At 65.7% G+C, this 21,540-nt stretch carries 20 protein-coding genes and 1 pseudogene; 16 read left to right on the top strand and 5 right to left on the bottom strand.

What is annotated here, in order from left to right; all coding sequences use genetic code 11:
- Positions 1-162 precede the first annotated feature (162 nt).
- The 5 genes and pseudogenes from ACZ7L5_RS42830 to ACZ7L5_RS42810 all read left to right on the top strand — a co-directional run bounded on the left by ACZ7L5_RS42830 (position 163) and on the right by ACZ7L5_RS42810 (position 3,330).
- Positions 163-923, top strand: a pseudogene (locus tag ACZ7L5_RS42830) (Tn3 family transposase).
- Positions 924-1,244: 321 nt separating this feature from the next.
- Positions 1,245-2,144 carry a hypothetical protein gene (locus ACZ7L5_RS42825; protein WP_471524257.1) on the top strand — a complete coding sequence of 300 codons (900 nt, stop codon included), beginning with the start codon at positions 1,245-1,247 and terminating at the stop codon, positions 2,142-2,144.
- A 144-nt stretch (positions 2,145-2,288) separates the two neighbouring features.
- Complete coding sequence (locus tag ACZ7L5_RS42820; RefSeq protein WP_471524255.1) at positions 2,289-2,735, top strand: DUF1963 domain-containing protein; 447 nt, start codon at positions 2,289-2,291, stop codon at positions 2,733-2,735.
- A gap of 71 nt (positions 2,736-2,806) precedes the next feature.
- A complete protein-coding gene (locus ACZ7L5_RS42815; RefSeq protein ID WP_471524253.1) occupies positions 2,807-3,013 on the top strand; it encodes a DUF1963 domain-containing protein in 207 nt (68 codons plus the stop codon).
- 80 nt (positions 3,014-3,093) lie between these two features.
- Positions 3,094-3,330, top strand: a complete 237-nt coding sequence (locus ACZ7L5_RS42810) for an aldehyde dehydrogenase family protein (RefSeq protein WP_471524251.1) — start codon at positions 3,094-3,096, stop codon at positions 3,328-3,330.
- A gap of 54 nt (positions 3,331-3,384) precedes the next feature.
- Here ACZ7L5_RS42810 and ACZ7L5_RS42805 read toward each other — a convergent pair whose 3' ends face one another.
- Positions 3,385-3,543 (bottom strand): hypothetical protein, encoded by a 159-nt coding sequence (locus tag ACZ7L5_RS42805; RefSeq protein WP_471524249.1) that lies wholly within the window; start codon positions 3,541-3,543, stop codon positions 3,385-3,387.
- Positions 3,544-3,546: 3 nt separating this feature from the next.
- Between ACZ7L5_RS42805 and ACZ7L5_RS42800 the strand changes: the two genes are divergently transcribed.
- The 5 genes from ACZ7L5_RS42800 (at position 3,547) to ACZ7L5_RS42780 (ending at position 7,499) form a co-directional block, all read left to right on the top strand.
- On the top strand, positions 3,547-3,699 hold the full coding sequence (locus ACZ7L5_RS42800) for a hypothetical protein (protein WP_471524247.1): 153 nt from the start codon (positions 3,547-3,549) through the stop codon (positions 3,697-3,699).
- A gap of 533 nt (positions 3,700-4,232) precedes the next feature.
- Positions 4,233-5,015 (top strand): isopentenyl transferase family protein, encoded by a 783-nt coding sequence (locus ACZ7L5_RS42795; protein WP_471524245.1) that lies wholly within the window; start codon positions 4,233-4,235, stop codon positions 5,013-5,015.
- Between the two features lie 53 nt (positions 5,016-5,068).
- Positions 5,069-5,617 carry an LOG family protein gene (locus tag ACZ7L5_RS42790; protein WP_471524359.1) on the top strand — a complete coding sequence of 183 codons (549 nt, stop codon included), beginning with the start codon at positions 5,069-5,071 and terminating at the stop codon, positions 5,615-5,617.
- Between the two features lie 96 nt (positions 5,618-5,713).
- On the top strand, positions 5,714-6,307 hold the full coding sequence (idi, locus tag ACZ7L5_RS42785; RefSeq protein ID WP_471524243.1) for an isopentenyl-diphosphate Delta-isomerase: 594 nt from the start codon (positions 5,714-5,716) through the stop codon (positions 6,305-6,307).
- 256 nt (positions 6,308-6,563) lie between these two features.
- On the top strand, positions 6,564-7,499 hold the full coding sequence (locus ACZ7L5_RS42780) for a phosphotransferase family protein (RefSeq protein WP_471524241.1): 936 nt from the start codon (positions 6,564-6,566) through the stop codon (positions 7,497-7,499).
- 417 nt (positions 7,500-7,916) lie between these two features.
- Here the strand turns inward: ACZ7L5_RS42780 and ACZ7L5_RS42775 are convergent, their stop codons facing one another.
- Positions 7,917-9,407 (bottom strand): amidohydrolase family protein, encoded by a 1,491-nt coding sequence (locus ACZ7L5_RS42775; RefSeq protein WP_471524239.1) that lies wholly within the window; start codon positions 9,405-9,407, stop codon positions 7,917-7,919.
- A 566-nt stretch (positions 9,408-9,973) separates the two neighbouring features.
- On the opposite strand from ACZ7L5_RS42775, the gene ACZ7L5_RS42770 reads away from it, so the two are divergent.
- Positions 9,974-11,434, top strand: coding sequence for a DHA2 family efflux MFS transporter permease subunit (locus tag ACZ7L5_RS42770; protein ID WP_471524237.1), 1,461 nt, complete (start codon positions 9,974-9,976; stop codon positions 11,432-11,434).
- Between the two features lie 1,604 nt (positions 11,435-13,038).
- Here ACZ7L5_RS42770 and ACZ7L5_RS42765 read toward each other — a convergent pair.
- From ACZ7L5_RS42765 to ACZ7L5_RS42755, 3 genes are all read right to left on the bottom strand, one after another.
- Positions 13,039-14,286, bottom strand: a complete 1,248-nt coding sequence (locus tag ACZ7L5_RS42765) for a DUF6056 family protein (protein WP_471524235.1) — start codon at positions 14,284-14,286, stop codon at positions 13,039-13,041.
- A gap of 259 nt (positions 14,287-14,545) precedes the next feature.
- Positions 14,546-14,977, bottom strand: coding sequence for a GtrA family protein (locus ACZ7L5_RS42760; protein ID WP_471524233.1), 432 nt, complete (start codon positions 14,975-14,977; stop codon positions 14,546-14,548).
- Entirely contained in the window at positions 14,974-15,957 is a 984-nt protein-coding gene (locus ACZ7L5_RS42755; RefSeq protein ID WP_471524357.1) for a glycosyltransferase family 2 protein, read from the bottom strand. The genes ACZ7L5_RS42760 and ACZ7L5_RS42755 overlap by 4 nt, the downstream gene beginning before the upstream one ends.
- A gap of 1,324 nt (positions 15,958-17,281) precedes the next feature.
- On the opposite strand from ACZ7L5_RS42755, the gene ACZ7L5_RS42750 reads away from it, so the two are divergent.
- The 5 genes from ACZ7L5_RS42750 to ACZ7L5_RS42730 are packed head-to-tail and all read left to right on the top strand — an operon-like array spanning position 17,282 to position 21,533.
- Positions 17,282-18,697, top strand: a complete 1,416-nt coding sequence (locus ACZ7L5_RS42750; protein WP_471524231.1) for a sensor histidine kinase — start codon at positions 17,282-17,284, stop codon at positions 18,695-18,697.
- Complete coding sequence (locus ACZ7L5_RS42745; RefSeq protein WP_471524229.1) at positions 18,694-19,104, top strand: roadblock/LC7 domain-containing protein; 411 nt, start codon at positions 18,694-18,696, stop codon at positions 19,102-19,104. Before ACZ7L5_RS42750 ends, ACZ7L5_RS42745 begins: the two co-directional genes overlap by 4 nt.
- Positions 19,101-19,463, top strand: a complete 363-nt coding sequence (locus tag ACZ7L5_RS42740; RefSeq protein WP_471524227.1) for a DUF742 domain-containing protein — start codon at positions 19,101-19,103, stop codon at positions 19,461-19,463. Before ACZ7L5_RS42745 ends, ACZ7L5_RS42740 begins: the two co-directional genes overlap by 4 nt.
- Entirely contained in the window at positions 19,444-20,073 is a 630-nt protein-coding gene (locus ACZ7L5_RS42735) for a GTP-binding protein (RefSeq protein ID WP_471524219.1), read from the top strand. Before ACZ7L5_RS42740 ends, ACZ7L5_RS42735 begins: the two co-directional genes overlap by 20 nt.
- A complete protein-coding gene (locus tag ACZ7L5_RS42730; RefSeq protein WP_471524217.1) occupies positions 20,070-21,533 on the top strand; it encodes a cytochrome P450 in 1,464 nt (487 codons plus the stop codon). Before ACZ7L5_RS42735 ends, ACZ7L5_RS42730 begins: the two co-directional genes overlap by 4 nt.
- Positions 21,534-21,540 lie beyond the last annotated feature (7 nt).

Here is a 21,540-nt window from a genome sequence, read left to right as displayed (position 1 = left end):
CGTTCGACCGCCGATCGACGCCGGCCACCCACCGAGCCCCGCACTCGGGACACTCAACCTCGCCCGCACCTCCCAGCGCGGCAGCCGTGAGCTTGCGCAACCGGCGTTCCGTACGCCACTGCCTGGCACGACACGCCGCGGAACAGAACAAGGCATCAGGCCGTGCCCCCGGCCTCAGCCGTTCGCCACAAGCCCGACAGTTCCTCTCCCCAGCCCGCCCGGTGCCCTTGGACACCACGCCAGCGTAGAACCCAAGGCAACTCAGAACCGAGGATCGGAAACAAGTACTCACAGGTTGGCGGGTACGGGCCGCTAGAGGCGTTGGCCGGCAACCGGGTGAACGTGAAGAACGTGCTGGCCGCGTGGCCGGACATGCTGCGGGTGGCCGGCTCCCTGGTCACCAACCAGGTCCGGGCCTACGACCTGCTGCGGATGTTCGGCCGCGAGGGGGATCCGACCTCGCTGGAGCAGGCGTTCGCCGAGTAGGGGCGCATCGCCAAGACGCTGCACCTGCTGGCGGTCTTCGACCCCGTGGATGACACCTACCATCGTCAGATGCACAAGCAGCTCACCGTCCAGGAGTCCCGCCACAAGCTCGCCCGCGACATCTGCCACGGGCAAGAAGGGCACCATCCACCAGGCATACCGGGATGGAAGATCAGTTGGGCTCGCTGGGCCTCGTTTTGCATGCGGTCGTTCTCTGGACGACTCGCTGCCTCGACGCCGCTGTTGCGCAGCTCCGCGCGGAAGGCCACGAGATCCGCGACGAGGGCGTCGCCCGGCTGTCCCCGCTCAAGCACCGGAACCTGAACTGCCTGGGCCGTTACAACTTCACCGCCTCCCAACCGGTCGACGGGCTGCGGCCGTTGGGCGACCCGGACGCCGTCCACCTCGACGATGACGACGACGGCCAGGGGAAGTAGACCCCAGGGGAAGGGCACCCCTGCTGCACGGGCCCTTCGGAGCCGGCGGGCTGCATCTCTTCACGTCGGATGTTTGGCATCGATGCGGGAGTAAACCAGGTCGGTCATCTCGGTGACCGGGCCGCGCCAGCGTGTCGATGGCGGACGCCCCCAAGGCGTGGCACCGCCGCGCACATGCCCAACACGCGGCGTACGGCATCTGGCCCGGACGCTCAACGCGCCACACGCGGGCTGCCACCGGCGGGCGGTGGCGGGGCCGCTCACGGTCGTTCTCCGGATTCTGAGGCGCCGGGCACACCGGATACGTGCTATCCCTTGGGGATGCCAGACGAAGATGATCTTTACATCGGAGCGTCGGAGGATCACGGTGACGCCGTCACCCCGGTCGCGGTCTGCCCGGACATGGCGGTGGACGCGCTGACGGACCTGATCGTGAACGGTGCGGACCCGGCGGCGCGGGAGGCCGCAGTGATCGCGCTGGCGGAGATCGACAAGGACAAGGCCACCACCACCCTTTACCGGATGCTCGATCGTCACGACGGCCACGGGTCCGCCGGGCGGTTGCTGGCGTACTTCACCGGCGAGAACGAGTCCACGACGGAGGAGCTCATCGCGAGCCTGCCCGGAATCGGCAACTTTCTCGGCGTGCTGACCTCGGCCACCTTGGGCGAACGGGGCGCTGCCGCGGTCCCGGCGGTGCACGCGGCGCTCCGCACGTTTCCCTTCCCGGCCCGGGACGACGCCGACCACTGGTTCCGTGACGAGTCGACCAAGTACCGGCTGATGTACGCCCTCAAGCGGGCCGGTGCGGCCGCGGCGCCCGCGACGCCGACCCTGCTGGCCGTGCTGGAGGACGATGAGATCTACCGGGACACCCGGCACCAGGCGGAGGTGACCCTGCAGGCGATCGGCCTCCCGGAAACGGCCGACTCGATCGCCGCCGAGGTCCGGCGGCGGGCCGACCTCGTCGTCCACGGCGAGGAGGGCGAGGACGACGAGACGGAAGGCTTCAGCCTCCTGCTCGACGTGCTGCTGGGCATGCCGCCCGCATCTCTGGCGGCCTCCCGCGAGGTTGGACCGGCGCTGGAGGCGGTGCGGCGCCGCTTCGGCGACGGCATCAGGACGTACGAGAAAGACGGCGAGATTTGCGAGTACACCGTCTTTGAGGTACGGCTCGCCGACTGCATCGACGAGAAGGTTGCCGAGCAGGTCAAGAGGTGAGCAGCCCGCAGATATGGGAGACGACCGCGTCGAGCAGGATCTTCTCGGAGTCGCCTTGGCGCGGACGGTCACCTCGATCAGGTCGAAAGCCGATCGTCTGACGGGTGCGCTGCGACAGGACACCCGCCCCGGCATCAGCACGAGTTGGAAAAGGGTTCTCCACTACTCGACTTCCAAGCCACTGGCCGATGCCGCCTCGGCGGCTCCGCCCTACTCGAACCGGGCACCCCTTGGCCCAACCTCGGCAGCTTCCCTCTGTCCCTGCACGCCATACTCGACACCGACGCCCTCGCCCCATGGCTCGGCGACCAACTGCCCACGCGGCCAGGCCTGCTCAACTTCTTCTATCTCGATCGGATGTGCCGTACGAGAAGCACCGGCATCTGGATCTATCGCGGCGTGATTACCGCCAATCCAGCACGGGCGGTCGAGTCAGCTGCACGCGAACCGGCGCGGAGCTATCCGGCCACACCCGTCCATGCGACCGAGGTGACCATGCTTCCGGACTGCTGGGACGTCAAGGACGGCGACGTCGAATTCGACAGCCGTGAGTATTGGGGGGGCGCCCCTCGGTCATCCTCAACTAGATGAGGGACCTCGACGCGAGCACCGCTGGCAGTCACTGCGCTTTCGGCTGGCCCGACACCTCGTACGCGTCCCCCGTGACCAACCGCTACGCCGACGGCCCTGCAATCCATTTGCTCCAACTCGCAGAGGACGCGAAGCTCGGCTGGGGCTGGGGCGACGACGGAACGATGTACTTCACGATCCCGATGCAGGCGTTCGCGGCAGGCGACTTCAGCAAGGTCGAAGGGGACATGCGCTTTGCTGCTGAGCCGGTCGGCGGCAGCTCTTGGGGACAGCCGTGATGTCAGGACATGCTCCCCGAGATCGACGGGGTCCCGGCGGCCGTTCTTGATCTTGCTCCGGCAAGGGGGGCGGGGCCGGCATGGTGCGCGTGAACAACTCCACCTCGGACACCGAGGCCCATCTCCCGTTCGGCGGAAACGGCAAGTCCGGCAACCACAGCCGTCAATCCGGCATCTGGGTCCTCGACCAGTTCACCCGTTGGCAGTCGATGAACTGGGACTTTTCTGGTTCATTGCAGAAGGCGCTGATGGACGTGGCGACTGTCGAGGCGGACCTGGACTACCGCCTCCCGGCGGCCCGGACCGAGGGCGTCTGACACGGCGAACAGGGCCGGGGCGACGTACACCGTCGCCCCGGCCCCGCAGCGTGCTCAGGACCTGGGATCCTTTTCGGTGTGCGTGACCAGCGTCCTGGCGTGGCCCACCGTCCAGTCGGGTAGTGCGGCCAGGGCCCGTTCGGCGTCCTCACCGGTCTTCAGAAACACCTGGTCGACCTGGATATCTACGGGACCCGAGCGTTCGACGCTCACCGTGTGACCGTCGAAGCGGCCAACGACATCGACCACCGCCTCGCCACCCTCGAAGGACCGGCCGCCGACGGAGAGGCCGGGACTCGTCACCGTGATCCTGATCAGCTGCGCACGGTTCGCGCCGACGGCGATCTCAACGGGCGGAGACCGAGCTGATTGCCGCTGTCACCGGCGACGGCGTCGGCACGTAACGAGGCCCTGCTCGATGGCGTACAGCCCGATACCACGCTCGCGGAAATCCGCGCTGCGGGTCACACGGTGCAGCACTGAGTGGGAGAACCGGTCGAGCCGAGCAACCTACAAGGTCTCCCCCTCCCACAGCGGTTGGAGGTCGAGGCGAGCTTCGGTCCGGACTCTCACGCGCCGCTCGCGGTGTCGATGTGGATGCAATCGACGCCAACTCACAGCAGGGTGTCAACTCGGTGCTCGGAATTTTGATCACGTCGCAAATACGCCGCTCAGTGGCATAGCCATGCATGCCAAGGGTGTGTTGTGATGGCAAGCAGTTTGTACGCGTGCGCATTTACCGAAGGCAACAATCCCCTCAATGCTAAGTCGCCAGCGAGAGCGGACCATTCTGGCCCAGCCCAGTCGTCGCGCAGGCCAACGCTGGCACAGATGTACGTCACTATGACAACAAGGACTATAGAGCTCATGCAGTCAGCCAGGCTCGATCGGGCAACGGAACAATGTATTCGGTGGGCGCAGCCCAGTCATGCGCCGGCCTGCGGTGCTCTCTAATGGATACGCGACTGCATCTTGTTCTTGGTCCAACCGGCGTAGGCAAGACCGCTCGCTCCGTGGAACTGGCCCATTTGCTCTCTTGCCCTGTCATTGTCCTGGACCGTATTCAGTGTCATCCGGAACTGACGGTCGGTTCAGGACGACCAGCAGAAGAGGAACTCAAGGGCACTCGCCGTGTATACCTCAACCACCGCCCGCTGACTGAAGGAATCATCAACGCAGCCGAATGTGTTGATGCACTCACAGCAACCTTGGCTCGCACCTCCCATTCGGATGTAATCCTGGAGGGCGGCTCCATCTCCATGCTCCGCGAACTAACGCGACGCACCGATTGGTTCGCCGGACGGTCGCTTAGTGCCGAGTGCTGGCTGGAAGGAGATCCGGACCGTTACGAAGCACAGGTCGAGCGCCGGGTCCAACGCATGCTTGGGTACGGCGAGCCAGGGCGTTCACTGGTAGATGAGCTAGTTGACCTGTGGCCGATCGAGGCAGTGCGTCCTTACGTAGCGTCAGTTGTCGGGTACCAGGAAGTTCTCGAGATATGCGCACGTCAGGGACTCAACCCAACGATGCTACGCGGACTGACCGGAAGGCTGTGGCGGTATCAGTTCGTGCAGGAGGTTCTGGCCGCCCATCTCGCCTACTCCTGTCAGCAACGCCAAGAAATGGCGGCAACCTTGCAGGCTCTCACCGAGCGAGGCGCTGAGGTGACCCTGTGCGAAATCTAGACCCCGGGCCCCCGCAATCCGCACCTACAAGCGGACAGCATTCGGGACCGCGCCTGGCTGTTTTCTGCGGCTCCTCCCCTGGACGGGACACACGCCATCAGGCCGCAGCTCATACGCTGGGCACGCTGATGGCCGAACAGGGAATCGGTTTGGTGTACGGCGGTGCCCATCTCGGCCTGATGGGTGCAGTCGCAGACGCAGCTCTTGCCAGCGGCGGGGATGTCACCGGAGTGATTCCCCAAGCGCTGTTCCTGCCTGAGGTGGCCCACTCTGGACTCACGCGCCTTGAGGTGGTGCCAGACATGCATTCGCGCAAAGCGCGGATGCTTGAACTCTGCGACGGAGTTCTAGTACTACCCGGCGGTCTGGGCACCTTGGAAGAGCTGTTCGAAGTATGGACTTGGAGTCAACTGGGGTTGCACAGCAAGCCCATCGGCTTGGTCGACCCGGCAGGGTATTACGGACCGCTACTCACGTTCATCTCCTCGGCAGTAGCCGAGGGGTATCTCAGCGAGCAGGACTGCGCTCGGGTTCTGGCCGACGATGACATAGCGCGCCTATTGGAAAGAATCACCCAACTCCTGCCCGTAAGCAGCACGTAACCTGCAGACACAATCCCTGTGCACGGAACTTGAGACGGTTCACCGCAAGGGGCGTTCTGACTTTCCCTGTAGCCACTCAACCGGCATTGGACCGTCATGCCAAACACATCACACATGCGTACGAGCAGCGATCCTGGCAGCTCAACAAGCGCAATCATGCTCGAATTGGTCGACGAGGAAGGCAATACTGTAGGGACGTCCGACAAGCTCTCAGCGCATCAAGCACCAGGCAAGTTGCACAGGGCGTTCTCCGTGTTTCTCTTCGACAACCACGGACGGCTTCTCATTCAGCGCCGGGCACTGGGCAAATACCACTCCCCCGGCGTCTGGTCCAACACATGCTGCGGGCACCCTTATCCAGGAGAATCACCCTTCACGGCTGCTACAAGACGTACTCATGAAGAGTTGGGTATTTCGCCTCACCTGCTGAGGCAGGCAGGGACTGTACGTTACAACCACCCGGACCCCTCCTCAGGCCTGGTTGAGCAAGAGTTCAACCATCTCTTCGTCGGCATTGTGAGAGACACCCCCCGACCTGATCCAGAAGAAGTCCGCGAGACTGCGTTCGTCTCTCCCTCGCAACTGAAGGAGTTCCGATCGCGTGCGCCGTTCTCAGCCTGGTTTGGCACCGTCCTCGAGTCTGCAAGACCGGCAGTAAGGGAGCTGCCCGGAAGGACGGGAGGCTGGTGAGGCTACTCATGGCCAAGCGGAAAGCCGTCGAGGGACCCTGGTCGATGCGGAAACAACGCTCCTTTCGGCGCCCGGCTGTAGGACCCACGGTCTCAGTTCATCCGGCGCCGGCCAGGCCACCAAGCCCGTCCTGCATAGGAGTTGGAGCCGGATGAGGAAAACTCCGGTCCAACTCGACCAGTCCACCGGCTTCACGCCCTCGCCCTGGACAGCGGGAGCACCGTAACCCGGGCAGGTATTGACTGAGAAGCACCCGATGGCTACACCGGCGGTGATCGTGCAGTATGTGGTCGTGATCGACACCAGCCCCCCGCCAGGGGCCCTCGCCTGGGCGGGCGAGGCAGCAGGCTCCTCCGCACCCACGCACGTCGTACGCCAGCTTGCTGGAGGCGCCCATGCCACTACGCATCTGCTGCGGACCGAAGGCCCCTGCGGGCAGCTCGTATTGCGACGCTTCCCTTGCGGTGACGGCGCGGCCGCATACGAGGCACGCGTACTGTCGGTGTTGGACGGTCTGGACGGTTGGGCGCCGAGGCTGGTGGCCGTCGACCCGGACGGCCGTCGGTGCGGCGGGCCGGCCGTCCTGATCACCCGCCTTCCCGGTGAAGCTGACATCATGCCGACCGCCCCTGCATCTGCGGCGACTCAGCTCGGACGCGCGCTGGCCCGGGTTCACGCCGTCCCGGCCGCCCGGGTCGCCACGCTTCGCAATGGTATGGCGGCGGCTAGCGCTTCGTCCGGGTCTGTGAAAGGGACGGGCCCAGGTGCGACGGTCTTGGCCACCCACCGTCAGCGTCTTGCCGAGCAGCGACCAGTATTGACGCACTATGACTTCTGGTCGGGCAATGTCCTGTGGCAGGGCGGGACGCTCAGTGGCATCGTCGACTGGTCTGGGGCTTCCCGAGCGCCCCGAGGCTTCGATGTCAGCTGGTGTCGGCTGGATCTGTACCTGCTGCACGGCTCAGCAGCAGCCGAGGCATTCCTGCTCGCGTACCAGGAGGAGGCCCGCGAAGCGGTCCCTGACATGGAGCTCTGGGATCTGTTCGCCCTCACGAACTCTCACCGCGACGTGGAAACTTGGCTTCCGAACTACCACGACCTCGGTCGCACCGACCTCACTGCCGCTGACCTGCGTGCGCGTCACACCGCGTGGCTCGACAAGTGCCTGGAACAATGCGGCAGGCGGTTCTGAGGGTACAAAGTCCATCTGGTTAGGGAGTCGGACTGGTTCGGGGGTCGCCTGAATTGGGCCGATCCCGTGCCACGCACCGGTGCCCACAGCGTGCACCATTGCGATGCCACCAGCCATGGCCAACATCGCTAGCCCCTACGCCAACATCTCCGATCAGCCCCCGGCAAATCTCCAGTCAGCGAACCTGCTGCCGGCCAACAGGCCGAGTCGTTGTCAGGGCGCTAGTTGACCAGTTAGGGGAAGGCCAAAGGCCACACCAACACGCCCCACCAAGACCGTGTCGATATCTGTGGTCTCGATACTCAGTGCCCCCCGGGCTGCAGCAGATCCTCGATCAGTCACCGCGACCGCAGACGACGAGCAGACTTCAGCTGGGAACAGGTGCGTCGACGAGCAGAGCACCGATGTCCGGCGCTGTCACCGTGGCTCCCCTCGCAGCGGACGGCCGGGGAGCGCATCAGGTCGTAGGGCGCCTGCCGAGACCACGGGCTCTCCGGCAACGTACAGGTGCCGGACTCCACGGGACGGTCGTGTGGGGTCGGCGTAGGTGGCCGCGTCGGTGACCGTCTGGGGATCGAGTACCACGAGGTCTGCGTCAGCGCCGACCCCGAGATGCCCCTTGGCGCATGCAGTGGGCGCGACGTCGTCAAGGATCCGCGCTGGGAGGTAGGAACAGCGCCTGAATGCCTCCAGCCATGTCCAGGATCCGGTTTCCCGCACCATCAGACGCAGTGCCTTGCTGAAGGTCCCCGCAGTGCGTGGATGCGTCGATCCGCCAGGTGGTAGCGGCCAGTGTGGGCTGTCGCGGCTGCCGTCCGGCCAGTGCACCGGCATCGCGTCGCTGGCGACGACGGCGTCCGGGAATGCGAGCGCCTGCTGCATCAAGGCACGGTCGCCAGGGGTGCGCTCGTTGAGGAACTCAAGAAGACACGGTGCGCCCGGGTCCTTCTCGCGCAGTTGGAGCAGACGGGCCGCGTCGCTGATCCGCTCACCCGTCTCGACCATGATGACGCTCGTCGGGCTCAATCCCTTCAGGCGTAGCCGCTCCGGGGTGAGGAAAGCCGCGCCGATCGCCGTGCTGCCTGCCCCATACGGATACGCTTCCACGGTCACCCGCGAACCAGCCTGCCGCGATTCCTCGAGCGTGCCAAGTACTCGATCAAGGTGCCGGCCGGAGGTGCTGTTCACGTGGCAGTGGTGCATGGCGCCGCCGGTCTCGGCCGCAGCGATCGCGATTTCAGTGGACCCGTCGATGGGGGTGACCGGGTCCATTTCGACCAGCTCACGGACGTGCGTGAAAGTCGGTACCCCAGCCTTCGCTGCCAGGCGTGCGACGGCGAGGAACTCAGCGGGCTCGGTCGCCGGCGCGTAGCCCATGAGAACACCGATCCCGAGCGCGCCGCTGGTCAGCTCATCTTCCAAGAGGGAAAGCCACGCAGCCAGCTCGCGTGGGGACGAGGACCGCTGCCAACGCGGGTTACCCAACACCGCTAGCACTGACTCGACTCGGGCATCCGGCGCAATACCAGCAAGAACCTGCGCCCGCGCACCACCCCACGACGCGGAGAAACCGTAGTGAAGCGGACGTCCCGCCGCAGCCGCCTCGGTGTAGGCTCGTTCGACCGGCATCAACCCGGCCTCGAGATCGAGGGCTGTGGTCACACCATCCATCGCCTGCAGCCGGTGCCCGGCAATCGAGTGCACGTGGCTGTGCAGATCAATAAAACCGGGCCCCACGATGAGCCCGGCGACATCGACCACCGTCGTGTTCGGCGGAATGGCAAGCCCGGCCCCGACAGCGCAGATCTTCCTGTCGGCCACCAGCACATCCGCCGGTTCGTCGAACCCATTGGCCGGATCGATGACCCGGCCGCCCCGCAGCAGTGTCTGCATGGTCTCTCCCCTCACCGCATACCTGCCGGCTGTCGACCTTAGAAGCCCAACAACGACGCCTGGTCATACGTGTCAACGAACTGCGGCGTGAAACATTGTCCCTGCGCACGAGACGCAGCCCTGCTCACCGCCAGGGCGTTGGGGTTTCAGGGCCCTCTGGTTCCGCACGAGAGCGGTTTGCGGTGAACTGTAGAGCAGTCAGACTTCTCCCTCGTCGCCGAATGGTGTCAGCGGAGGGATGAGGATTGCGAACGGCGCCGTCCTGTTCAATGTCACCCGCTTGCTCGGGCCAAGGGCCGGCTGGCTCGCGAGCCTTGTGCAAGCGAAAGATGGGCGTAATGCCGCCTCGCACTGGCGAGTGGGCATGTGTACCGGCGAAAATCAACCCTGTGCTCCCAACGCCTGGCCATTCCTGGGCAGTCGATCACGCCGGGGCGGTCCGGACAGGACCATTCGTGGCGGGGAGAAGATCACCGCGGCTTACCGGTGTGTCCCACCACCTGCGCAGCACACCCATGACGGAAGGCACCATGTCCCCATCACAGGCAGCTCCCACGCTGTCACCGAGTCACGTCACCGTCGTGCTGCGGATCCTCGTCCTGTCGACCTTCGTCGTCCTGCTCAACGAGACCATCATGGTCATCGCGATCCCACGGCTCATGCGCGAGTTCGAGGTCACCGCAACGGCCGCCGGGTGGCTGTCAACAGCGTTCATGCTCACCATGGCCGTAGTCATCCCGGTGACGGGATGGTTCCTACAGCGCGTCTCAACCCGGACCGCCTTCGGCCTGGCCATGGCCCTGTTCCTCGCCGGCACGGCCCTCGCCGCGGCCGCCCCCGCCTTCCCGGTGCTGCTGGCGGCCCGCGTGATCCAAGCCAGCGGCACCGCCGTCATGATGCCGCTGCTCATGACGACACTGATGACCCTCGTTCCGGCGCAGGAACGCGGCCGGGTCATGGGCAACGTCACCCTCGTCATCTCCGTCGCCCCTGCCCTTGGCCCGGCGGTCTCGGGTGTGGTGCTGCAACTCGGGTCGTGGCGGCTGCTGTTCCTGGCGGTGCTGCCGATCGCCGGCGCCATGACCGTTTTCGGCTTGCGCAAAATGGTCAACATCGGTGAGCCACAGGACAGCCCGATCGACTGGCTGTCGGTCGTCCTGGCAGCACTGGGCTTCGGCGCCCTCGTCTACGGCCTGAGCGAGCTCGGTGCAGGTGCAGCCGCCCAGTCCCCACTGCCGCCGCTGGCCACGACTGTGGCAGGTGCCGCATTGGTGGGCCTGTTCATGTGGCGGCAGTTGTCGCTGCAGCGCTCCTCGGCACCGCTGCTGGACCTGCGCACCCTGACATACCGCCATTTCTCCGTGACACTCGGCCTCGTATGTCTTGCGTTCATGGGGCTGATGGGCGCGTTCATCCTGCTGCCGATGTACCTGCAGGACGTGCTTGGCCTGACCTCGCTGCAGACTGGGATGCTTCTGATGCCCGGCGGCCTGGCGATGGGTCTGCTCGGGCCGAAGGTCGGCAAGCTCTATGACCGGCTCGGCGCACCACGACTGGTCGTGCCCGGCGTCGTAGTGGTCGCAGTGTGCCTCACACTGTTCGCACTTGTGGGCGAACAGACGTCGCCGTGGGTGGTGCTCGTCCTGCACCTGGCCCTGGGCGTCGGCTTGGCGTTCATCTTCACCCCAGTGTTCACCTCCGGTCTTGCCGTACTGCCGCCGCACCTCTACTCGCATGGCTCGGCCCTCCTCGGATCGCTGCAACAGGTCGCGGCCGCGGCCGGAACCGCTCTGGTCGTCAGCGTCATGTCGGGGCAAGCTGCTGCCGCCTCCTCAACAGCCGGCGCCACTGAAGCTCTGGCCACGGGTATCCGGTGGGGGTTTGGTGTCTGCGCGGTGCTGGGCGGACTGGCCGTGCTCGTCTCGCTGCTGGTCCGGACTCCGCCCACGCAGGAGCTCGCCACACCACCCCAGGCTGAGAGCGAGGACGACGCGACTTCAGGCGAGATGGCGGGCAATGCCGATGCGAAGCCGGTCAACTGACTCGTCCAGCGGTGCTTGACAGGCCTGAGTCGCCTCATTCAAGCGCTTCCGCTCTGCGCGGCTTCCTGGACCGCCGTGGGTTCTATTGCGCCGTCAGTGCGAGCTTCTGATCCCCGGTTCTGCGTCGTCTGGGTCCCACGCTGGCCTGATGCCCTGGGACGCCGGTCGGGCTGGGAAGAGGATCTGTTGGCGCTGTGGTGACAGGCTGGGGCCAGGAGCCCGGCCCCGGGACGGCGTTCGGTTCGTCGCGTGCCGGCCCAAGCAGTGGCGCCAGGAACGGCGGTTGTGCTGGCGCCTGGCGCCGTCGGGACGGCATGAGCGAGGTGGAGTCCCCAGGGTTCGGGCTGCGGACCCGCGGAGGGCGGCTGACGTCCGGTGCCGCCTGCCTCGACGGCCCGCCGCTCCACGCCTCCCTGATGACCGTCACCGACGTAGCCCCCTCTGCCGCCTTCATCCCCACTGGGCGGTCGTGACGGGCAGGGCGATACCGGCCGCTATCGCTTCCGCTGCGTCGAACTGGGCTCGTCGGACATGCGGGCGGTGCCGGGGGCGCCTCGAAGCTGGCGAGGACATTGACTTCTTCTGCCTCAACGACGCGGACAGTTTGTGGCTGCAAGGGCATCGGTACAGGAAGCGATCCATGCTTTCCTGGAGCGCAAGTACCCTTCCCCAATCGCCTCGACTTCCGGCCTGGCTCTCCTCGCACCGGATGCCTCAGCACGTGGTAGGCCCACACGGCGACTCTGGAAGACGCACAGCCTCGCGACCATCACAACTTACGTAGGGGCCGCCCGCAGGTGACCTGGGACACCAGCGGAAGTCAAATCGCCATTGGAAGTCGCACACCTGCTGCCCGGTGGGTAGGAGCAGCACCCCGAAGCGTCAGGTGCCAGTACGTCGCGGGCTCTACGGTGCCGGAAGCGACCAGATGCCTGCGATCTAGGGCGATGTCGTGACAGCTTCTTTGATGCTATCTGGCTGGCCTTGAGTATCCGCTACGTTCAGAAGACTGGGTATCGAAAAGCGACGGAGCCGGCGCGGTGATTCACATGACTCAGGCCTTGGCAGCCGCTTCCTGATAGTCATCGCCAGGCGCCATGCAGTCGCCGGTATACTCCCAGGGTGATGGTCGGCCTCAACCACGAAGGGTGAGGCCGACCCATCCCTCACGACATAGGCCGCCTACGGGGGGAGGCGGCGTGTGTCATGCGGCGCCACAGGTCTCAGAACCGCTCCGTACGGCCTGACCTGAGTGCGTATCAAATGTACTCCATCAAGATCCTATTATCTCCCGTTGGCGTATATACGCCTCCTCTTCGCCGGACTCTACGGGCTCCTACTCAGCGCTCGCCCTCACGCTGATCCAACGCCGCTCCCAGACTCGCTCCCCACCGTTCTCCCTGCGCGCAGCGCGGTACCCATGGCAGTTTCTCCCCTCAGAGCGGCGCTCAGCGGCTGGGCCCTCAACCTGACCCGTGCCCCTGCGATCCTCGTCAACTGCGTGTGCTGCTGATCCCTATGGGGCTCCTCGGCGCATGGCTCTGAAGTGGCTCCGTGACCACATTCCGGGGCCGATCAACTGCGCGATGGAGGGTTCCCGACTTTCAGGGGGTTGGGAGCAGAGTGGCGTGGGTGACCTCGTCCAGGTGGTAGTAATTGGCGACGCATTGGGCAGGCCACACCTTGCGGGCCCCCTGGCTGAACGGCTCCAGCATCTTGGACACCGAAAGGGGTGTGTACGGAGCCACCGTGGCGCCGTTGTCCGCCTGCTCGCGCAGATACCGGTCCTGCTGGTCCCAGTTGGCGGCCCGCACCCGCATGTCTTCACCGAGTCCGCTCAGCGGAGCGAACAGGGCGAGTACAACGGCGGTGCACACCGCTGCGGCTGCCGTCGCGGCCACTGTCACACCGGTGGCGCGGGTACGACGGCGCAGGGCCCGACCCGCGAAGGCGCCGGCGGCGGTCAACACGAAGATGTGGAGCAGGAGATAGTCGTTCCAGGTGCGCTCGGTGGTCACCACCTTCGCCCCGAAGACGGGATAGGTGATGACGGTGCACAGATATCCGGATACAAGGAAGGTGATGGCGCCAAACGCTGTGAGCAGCAGTGGCCGGTACGGCAGGAACACCCGGGGATGGCCGGCCCGGCTACGGACGAGCAGACCGGTCAATACTCCGACCGCCACCACCGCGAGATAGTGCCACGTGGTGAAGACAATCTCCAGAATGCGCGCGTAACCACGCAGGGAGGCCAACAGCGAGTCGGGGGCGAGCATGGACGCGCGGTCGGCGCCGTAGCGCGTGCGACGGGTGCGGGACCCGGGGGACGTCACCAGCAGGACAGTGCCGAGGGCGATACCGGCCATCGCGGTCAATGACCAGACTCTGACGAAGCGGCGCAGCCTCCGCACGACAAGGTGGTGGACGATCAGCAGCAGAACCGACAGCGCCACGAGGGCGACGACCGAGACCTCTTCGGAGAGTGTGCCCATGAAGACTCCGGCCACCAGCACGGTCGCCACAGCGAAGCGGCGGCCACGGCGGTCGTTCGCCCGCAGCAGTGGGATCGCGGCCGCACAGGCCAGCACCGGCGCCAGGGTGTGCGAGACGGAGGCTGCGGGCCAGTAGAACGTCTTGTAGGTGTTCGGAGTCGCGAAGAGGAAAACCGTCGTGATCACGGAGGCAGCCAGCAGTGCCGTGCCGCTGGGCGCTTCCAAAGCGGCCGCACGCAGCAGTTGGGCCACCACCACCCACAACAGCACCAGCATGAGCACTCCGCTGATGGGGGCAAACCATTGGTGCCCGGCGACCGGGAACTGCGCGTACAGGCCGACAAGCAGCCCATTGCCCAAGCGCCCGTTGTCGGTGAAGTAGAACGTGCTGATCAGTCCTGTGACACCATGGTCACGAACGGTGGGAATGAAGCACCATTCGTCGGCACTGGGACGCACGTAACGGCCGAACCACGAGGCCATGGCGAGGAGAGCGAGCGGTGGCACGGCGAATGCGACCAGCCGGAGGGTGCGCCACTGGAAAGCCGGGCGTCGGCGTGGGCCGATAGGATCGACGGATCGCGCGGTACGGGACGCACTGGTTGTGTCGATGGTCACGTCACTGCTGCCTTAGTGTGCGCGCTCGGATGGTCCCCGTCGTCGATGGCGCGGGCGCCTGGCCCGCGGTGATGGCCCAGCGGGCCGCGAGGAAGGAAAGCGGTGTGGCCAACAGGCCGGCCGCCAAGGCGGCGAGGTTCTCGTCCATGCCCAGTGCGGCCACCGCAAGGTGGAGCATGATGCCGCTCGCAGCGACATTGACCACACCCGACAGCGGATATCGGGTGAAGCCTCGCCAGGTCGGTTTGATGCGCAGGGTGATGTACGAGTTAAGCAGGAACGAAGCGCTCATAGCGACGGCGTAGCCCGCAATGTGGGCTGCCAGATAGGGCGTCCAGAGGTTCACGGTGGCGTACACGGCGTAGTAGATGGCTGTGTTGACGATGCCGACCACGGCAAACGACGCGAGTTGCTTGAGTCCACGAGCCTTCATGATTCCGAAGGCACCTGTCCCACCACTTCGCGCGGGCGGCTCAGGGCGGACACCTGATGAGATTCGCTTGTCTCACTCACGACGTAGTGCGGTCGCCGCTTGGACTCATGGTAGATCCGGCCCACGTACTCACCGACCACTCCGAGAGTGATCAGTTGCAGTCCGCTCAGCCCGACGATGACCGTAATCAGTGTCGCGTAGCCAGGGGTGTCCACACCGTGGAGTACGACGCTCGCGACGATCCACAATGCGTAGCCGACCGCGGCCAGGAAGAGCCAGAGCCCCGTGTGGATTGCCATGCGCAGAGGTCGGCTGTTGAAGGAAAGCAGGCCGTCGATGCCGTAGTTGAGCAACCGACGCCCTCCCCACTTGGACTGCCCGGCTGCCCTTAGCACATTGGTGTAGGTGAAACTGACGGCCTCAAAGCCGATCCAGGAGAAAAGTCCCTTGGAGAAGCGGTTGGTCTCAGGGAGAGAGAGCACGGCGCTCACGGCACGGCGTGACAGCAATCGAAAATCGCCGGCGCCGTCGGCCACCTCGACTTCCATGAAGCGTCGGACCAGGCGGTAGTAGGCGCTGCTGAATGCCTTGCGTGCGGGAGATTCGCCGCTGCGATCACGCTGGGCGACTACTTGGTCGTAGCCGCTTTCGTGCAGTTCCAGCATTCGCGGGACCAGCCCGGGCGGGTGTTGGAGGTCCGCGTCCATCAGCACGACCGCCTCCCCCCGGGACAGGCGCAGTCCGGCGAGCATCGCTGACTCCTTGCCGAAGTTGCGGCTGAAGGAGGTGTAGCGCACCCGCGAGTCGACTGCCGCGAGGCGCCTCAGGCGCAGTCCGGTCCCGTCACTGCTGCCGTCATTGACATAGCAGATCTCGAAGGATCGCCCGGTTGCCTCCAATGAGGCGACCACTGCCGTGTGAAAGGCGTCGATCACCTCGCTCTCATTGAAGCAAGGCACGACAATGGACACTTGAGGCACTTTCATTTCGGGTAGGCCTTCGTTGGTTGAACCGGCACGATGTGCTTCTGGTGAGTCACTGACCACCTTCGCTCCTGATGACAGGTGCGGAGACCCTCCGCTATGCCACTGAGTGACGGGAATCTCAGAGATCTGGCAGTGCGACAGTACGGATGCTGCAGTGAGCCGAGCACCGCTACGGCGGTTCGTTCACATCGGCCGCCGCCGTTGGGAAGGGGACGCGCTGGCGCAAGTGGGGGTACAGGTCAGGAGCGTGTCACCACCTCCAAAACGACCGGCCACCTCGTTCTTGACCCTGCGCAGGTTGCGCGGCTCCGACTGGGCCCCAGCCTGCGTGAGCCGGATCCCGCCAGACTTCCGTTCACCGCTCCCAGCCAGCCCAGCCTGGGGCAGTCAGGCGATGCCTGCTCTGGTTATCCGCAACGGTCACTCACGCACTCACGAAAGCTCAGTCTCCAGTGGATCTGCGCACGGTGGTATTCGATCGTCCGTCCTGTCCAGTCGTACGCCCCGAGCAGGGATGCGACCGCGTGCACCTGCCGCGCTACATACGCTGCTCGTTGAAGCCGCCGTTCGGGGGGCTCGCGGCGGCGACGGGCTGCGCGCCGGTCACTCGGGCCCAGTTGCTGCACCTGCCGTATTCATGCAGCTGGGAGCGGACTGGCCAGACTGGGGTCCATCTGGTCAGGCACGACAAGACGCGGGAGCGGGTGACCTTCAAGGTTCCTGGCCAACCATCCGCCGTGCCGGTCGTTGTCGCGGACAGCGGCGACGGGAGCCGACCCGGGGCCGGCAGCGCAAGAGGGCCGGGGGCCTCAGGTAGGACCGTCGGGAGCTCGCCGAGTTGAGGATACGCGGCGAACGATCAGCCGGTTGCGTAACAGTTGGACCGCGGCAGCCAGGCGGGACCCGCCGTGCATCCGATCCATCCCTCGGTCATCGCCTTTGACACTTACTTGTGTGACTGCTCGCCAGACTCACCGAGGTCGGCGCCTGTATCCATGTCACGAGTGAAGTAGCTACGCCAAGTTGGCGGCATTGCGCCGATCATCGCCCAGAGGACCGACATGGTGTCAGATTGAGTGTTCTACTGATCGAAGCTGACCAAGATTGTCGGCGAAGTCGATCGAATTGAAGCCTACTTGACGTCGACCTCGCCTGCCCCGGGGTACAGCATGCTCGGCCCGGCCCTCGGCTCACGACGTCGTTCTGCCATCGCCACGCACTGCCCCGGACACCACATCCCTGTCTCCTGACTGGACCTGTCCACAAAGTGCATTCACGTGAACGTTCGTCCTCCCACAGATGGCTTCTGCCTGCCGCAATGACTGCTGTCACGACCGTGGTCTGTGCGCTCTTGGCGCCCGCCTCGGCACGAACACATGTCGCGGTCATCGGGGCCGTCGCCACCGTTGCGGTGGCGGTCATGGGCGCTGAGCTGACACGCCGCAGCGAGCGGATCCGCCGACTGCAGGGGAGCATCGCCGAGCGTGATGCCCGCCTTGCACACCAGGCGGACGAGGCCGCATACCTGGCAACGAACCTGCTGCCTGACGTCGTAGAGCGCCTGCGCAGAGGGGAGTTCCCGCAAGACGTACTCGCCTCGCTTCACGCCCCCGAGGCGCAACAGGTCGTCGTCCGTGCGGTTGTCGACGCAGTTGTCGCCGAAGAAGATCTTCGTGAGTCGGCGCAGCGCGCCTTCGTGAACATCGCCCGGCGCGTGCAGGCCATCGTCCACCAACAGGCGCAAGAACTACGCGAGATGGAGGACAGGCACGGCAAGTCACCCGATGTCTTCGGCGATTTGCTTCGCCTCGATCACGGCACGGCGCTGATCGGTCGCCTCGCCGATTCCATCGCAGTCCTCGGGGGCGCGCGGCCCGGCCGGCAATGGAGTCGAGCCGTACCTCTCTACAGCGTGCTGCGTGGTGCCATGTCGCGGATCATCGACTACCAGCGCGTTGAACTGCACTCCGTCGCCGAAGTCGCTGTCACGGGCCCTGCCGTAGAACCTCTGATTCATGCTCTCGCCGAACTCCTTGACAACGCCACCCGCTACTCGCCGCCCCAGGCCAAGGTCCATGTGACCGCGGTGGACGTCCAGTCGGGTATCGCTGTCGAGGTCGAGGATGGCGGCCTCAGTATGAGCGAGGAGGCACGCAAGAGGGCCGAGCGTTTGCTCCGCCAGGCACAGCAGGGCCTGGACCTCACCGATCTCGGCGAAACGCCGCGCCTCGGCCTGGCAGTCGTGGGCCGGCTGGCGCAGGCCTACGGGTTCCGGGTGGCACTGCGCTCCTCCGCCTACGGCGGCGTACGCGCGGTTCTGGTCGTACCGCAGGACCTCATCACCACCGTTGCAGCCGCGACCGGTCTTGCCCATGGAATCGGGACGTCCTCCGTGCCCCGTACGACTGTCCCGACCTCAACGGCCGCGCCTGAGACATATGCGGCTGCGCAGCGCCAGGCACCGGCTGAGGACGCTGACCGCCACACGCAAATCGTGGCGGATGCCGAGCCCTCGGCCTTCGTGGCTGGTCGAACCGCCTCGGGCCTTCCCCAGCGCCGCCGTAGGAATCACGTCGCTCACGGCGATGCGGATGCGCCCATGCCCAGCGCAATAGCCTCGGCCTCTGTCGAGGAGCCCGCTCCGCAGGTACAGCCCGGGATGTGGCTCGCCGCCTTCCAGAGCGGCCTTTCAAGTGGGGCCGCAGACGCTAGCAAGGGGAATACGCAGCAATGACTCAGCGGCAGGCCAACATGGACTGGATGCTCAAGGACCTGGCCGCGGGGGTTCCGCAGACCAGACACGTGGTCCTCCTCTCCGCCGACGGTCTGCGCATGGCGCAGTACGGCACGGACACGGACGTCGCAGACCGGATCGCGGCGGCGTGCGCCGGCCTGCAGTCCCTCGCCGCCGCCGTAGCATCCGAACTTCCGTACAGCCAGGGCCAGATGCGCATGGTCGTCATCGAGATGGACGGCGGTTTCTTCTACCTGATGGCCGCCGGCACCGGAGCCTATCTCGCCGTTCTCGCCGACGAAGGGGTGGACGCGGGACTGATGGGGCAGCGCATGCGCGATCTCGTCCTGCGGATCGGGGAGCACTTGAGCAGTCCACCGCGTCAAGAGGACGGTACCTCTCGGTGAACCATGCGGCAGGCGGGAACGTGGAAGAGGAGGGTCCGGAGCGACTGTACGTGATCACGGGCGGCCGGAGCATCACGTCGACTCCTGTGACGCTGGACCTGGTCACATTGATCGTTTCCAGATCCCGGCCCAAGACCGGTATGCCGCCCGAGCAAGCGGCGATCATCCGGCTGTGCCAGTCACCCTTGTCCGTAGCCGAGGTGTCGGCGTACACACGCCTGCCGGTCAGCGTCATCACCGTCCTACTCGGAGACCTCGTCGCCGACAACCGAGTGATAGCCCGTGCGCCCGTCCCACCCGTCGCACTTCCCGACCGCGCTCTACTGGAGGCAGTAATCCATGGACTTCAGAGGCTCTGAGCAGACGGCACAGTCCGCGGGGCCCCAGACTGCAGACGCGTTGCCGGCGTCTGCCACGGCCGCCATCAAGGTGGTGATTGTCGGTGGATTTGGAGTTGGCAAGACCACGCTGGTCGGCGCAGTCAGCGAGATCCGTCCCCTGACGACGGAGGAAACGATGACCCAAGCGGGCGTCGGGATCGACGATCTGTCGGGAATCGGCACCAAGACGTCGACGACGGTCGCCATGGATTTCGGCCGCATCAGCATCAACAAGGAACTGGTGCTCTACCTGTTCGGCACCCCCGGGCAGGAGCGCTTCTGGTTTCTGTGGCGCGGACTCTTCGAAGGCGCTCTCGGCGCCGTGGTCATGGTCGACACCCGTCGCCTCGAGGTCAGTTTCGACGTCATCGGACGCCTGGAGGAACGCGGGGTGCCCTTCGTCGTGGCCGTCAACACCTTCCCGGACGCGCCGCAGTACCCGATGGAGGAGCTGCGTTCAGCCCTGGACCTGCCTGACCGCGTGCCGATCGTGCCGTGTGACGCACGTCAGCGGACGTCGAGCCGGGACGTGCTGCTCACGCTGATGCGGTATCTGCAGAGCCTTGCCACGACGCAGGAGGCGTCATGACCATGGAGCCGACCCACCCGACCGCCAACGCCACCCACAACCCGTTCACCGGCCCGAATCCTCCCCCGGGCTGTCCGGCGCACGGCCTCGGTGCCGAGCAACTGCACCGGCTCTACGGCCCGGTAGCGGAGGCAGACCCGCGCGCGATGTACGAAGCGCTTCGCAGGGAACACGGCGCAGTGGCACCCGTGCTGCTGCACGGCGACCTGCCGGCATGGCTGGTGCTCGGCTACCGGGAGATCCTCGAGGTCACTCGCTCTCCGGCGCGCTTCACGCGCGACTCTCGCCACTGGCGGATGTTCCACGAGGGCAGAGTCGCGGCTGACTCCCCCCTCAGGCCCATGGTCGAGTGGCAGCCGAACTGCATCTTCGTAGACGGCGAGGAGCACCGGCGCCTGCGCTCCGCGGTCACCGATAGTCTGCAGAGCTTCGACCGGCGGGGTGTCCGGCGCTACGTCATCCGGTACACCGACCAGTTGGTCGACACATTCGCCGCACGCGGTAGCGCCGATCTCATCAGCGAGTTCGCAGAGAAGCTGCCCATGCTGGTGATGACCCAGCTGCTGGGCATGCCCGAGAAGCACGGGCCCATGCTGGCCGGGGCCGCGCTGGACCTGATGAAGGGCTCCCCGACGGCTCTGCAGAGCAACGACTTCGTGGTGGAGATGCTGCGCACTCTTACCGCCAGGAAGAAGAATCAGCCCGGTCATGACCTTGCGAGCCGGCTTCTCGGCCACGAGGCCGACCTCAACGATGACGAGGTCGTGGAGCACCTGCGGCTGGTGCTGATCGCAGCGAATGAGACCACGGTCAACCTGATCGCCAATACGCTCCGGCTTGTTCTGACCGACCACCGCTTCCGCGCTCACCTGGCCGGTGGCCATATGACGCTGCCCGACGCGGTGGAGCAGGTCCTGTGGGACGAACCACCCCTGTCGGCCATCCCAGGCCGTTGGGCCACGGGAGACACGGTGCTGGGCGGTCGGCAGATACGCAGAGGCGATCTGCTCATGCTCGGGCTGGAAGCCGGGAACGCCGATCCTGAGATCCGCCCCGACCCGTCAGCTCCACTCCATGGCAACCGCGGTCACCTGTCCTTCTGCAGCGGCCCTCATGAATGCCCGGGACAGGAGATCGGCCGGGCCATCGCGGACACGGGCATCGACACACTGTTGGCACGACTACCTGACCTGCACCTCGCCGTGGACCGAAGCGAACTGCGCTCGCACGCCGCTTGGCTGTCCAGGCGCCTGGACTCACTGCCCGTCAGCTTCACCGCGCCCCGTCCCCGGGCGGTTGCCACCACTGACAGCACCGACCAATTCGCCTCCACCAGTGCACAGCCGCTGTCGGTGGCAGAGGTGAATACTCCGCCGGCTACGCCACCCGCCCCCCGGCCACAGCAGGGGCGATTCTCCTCTTGGTGGCGACGCCTCACAACCCGGCGGCACAGAAGCTGACCGATGT

It is taken from the genome of Streptomyces sp. NPDC107528 (assembly GCF_055639295.1).
Note: the sequence above shows the minus strand (reverse complement) of the source record. Positions and strands in the feature narration are given on the sequence as shown.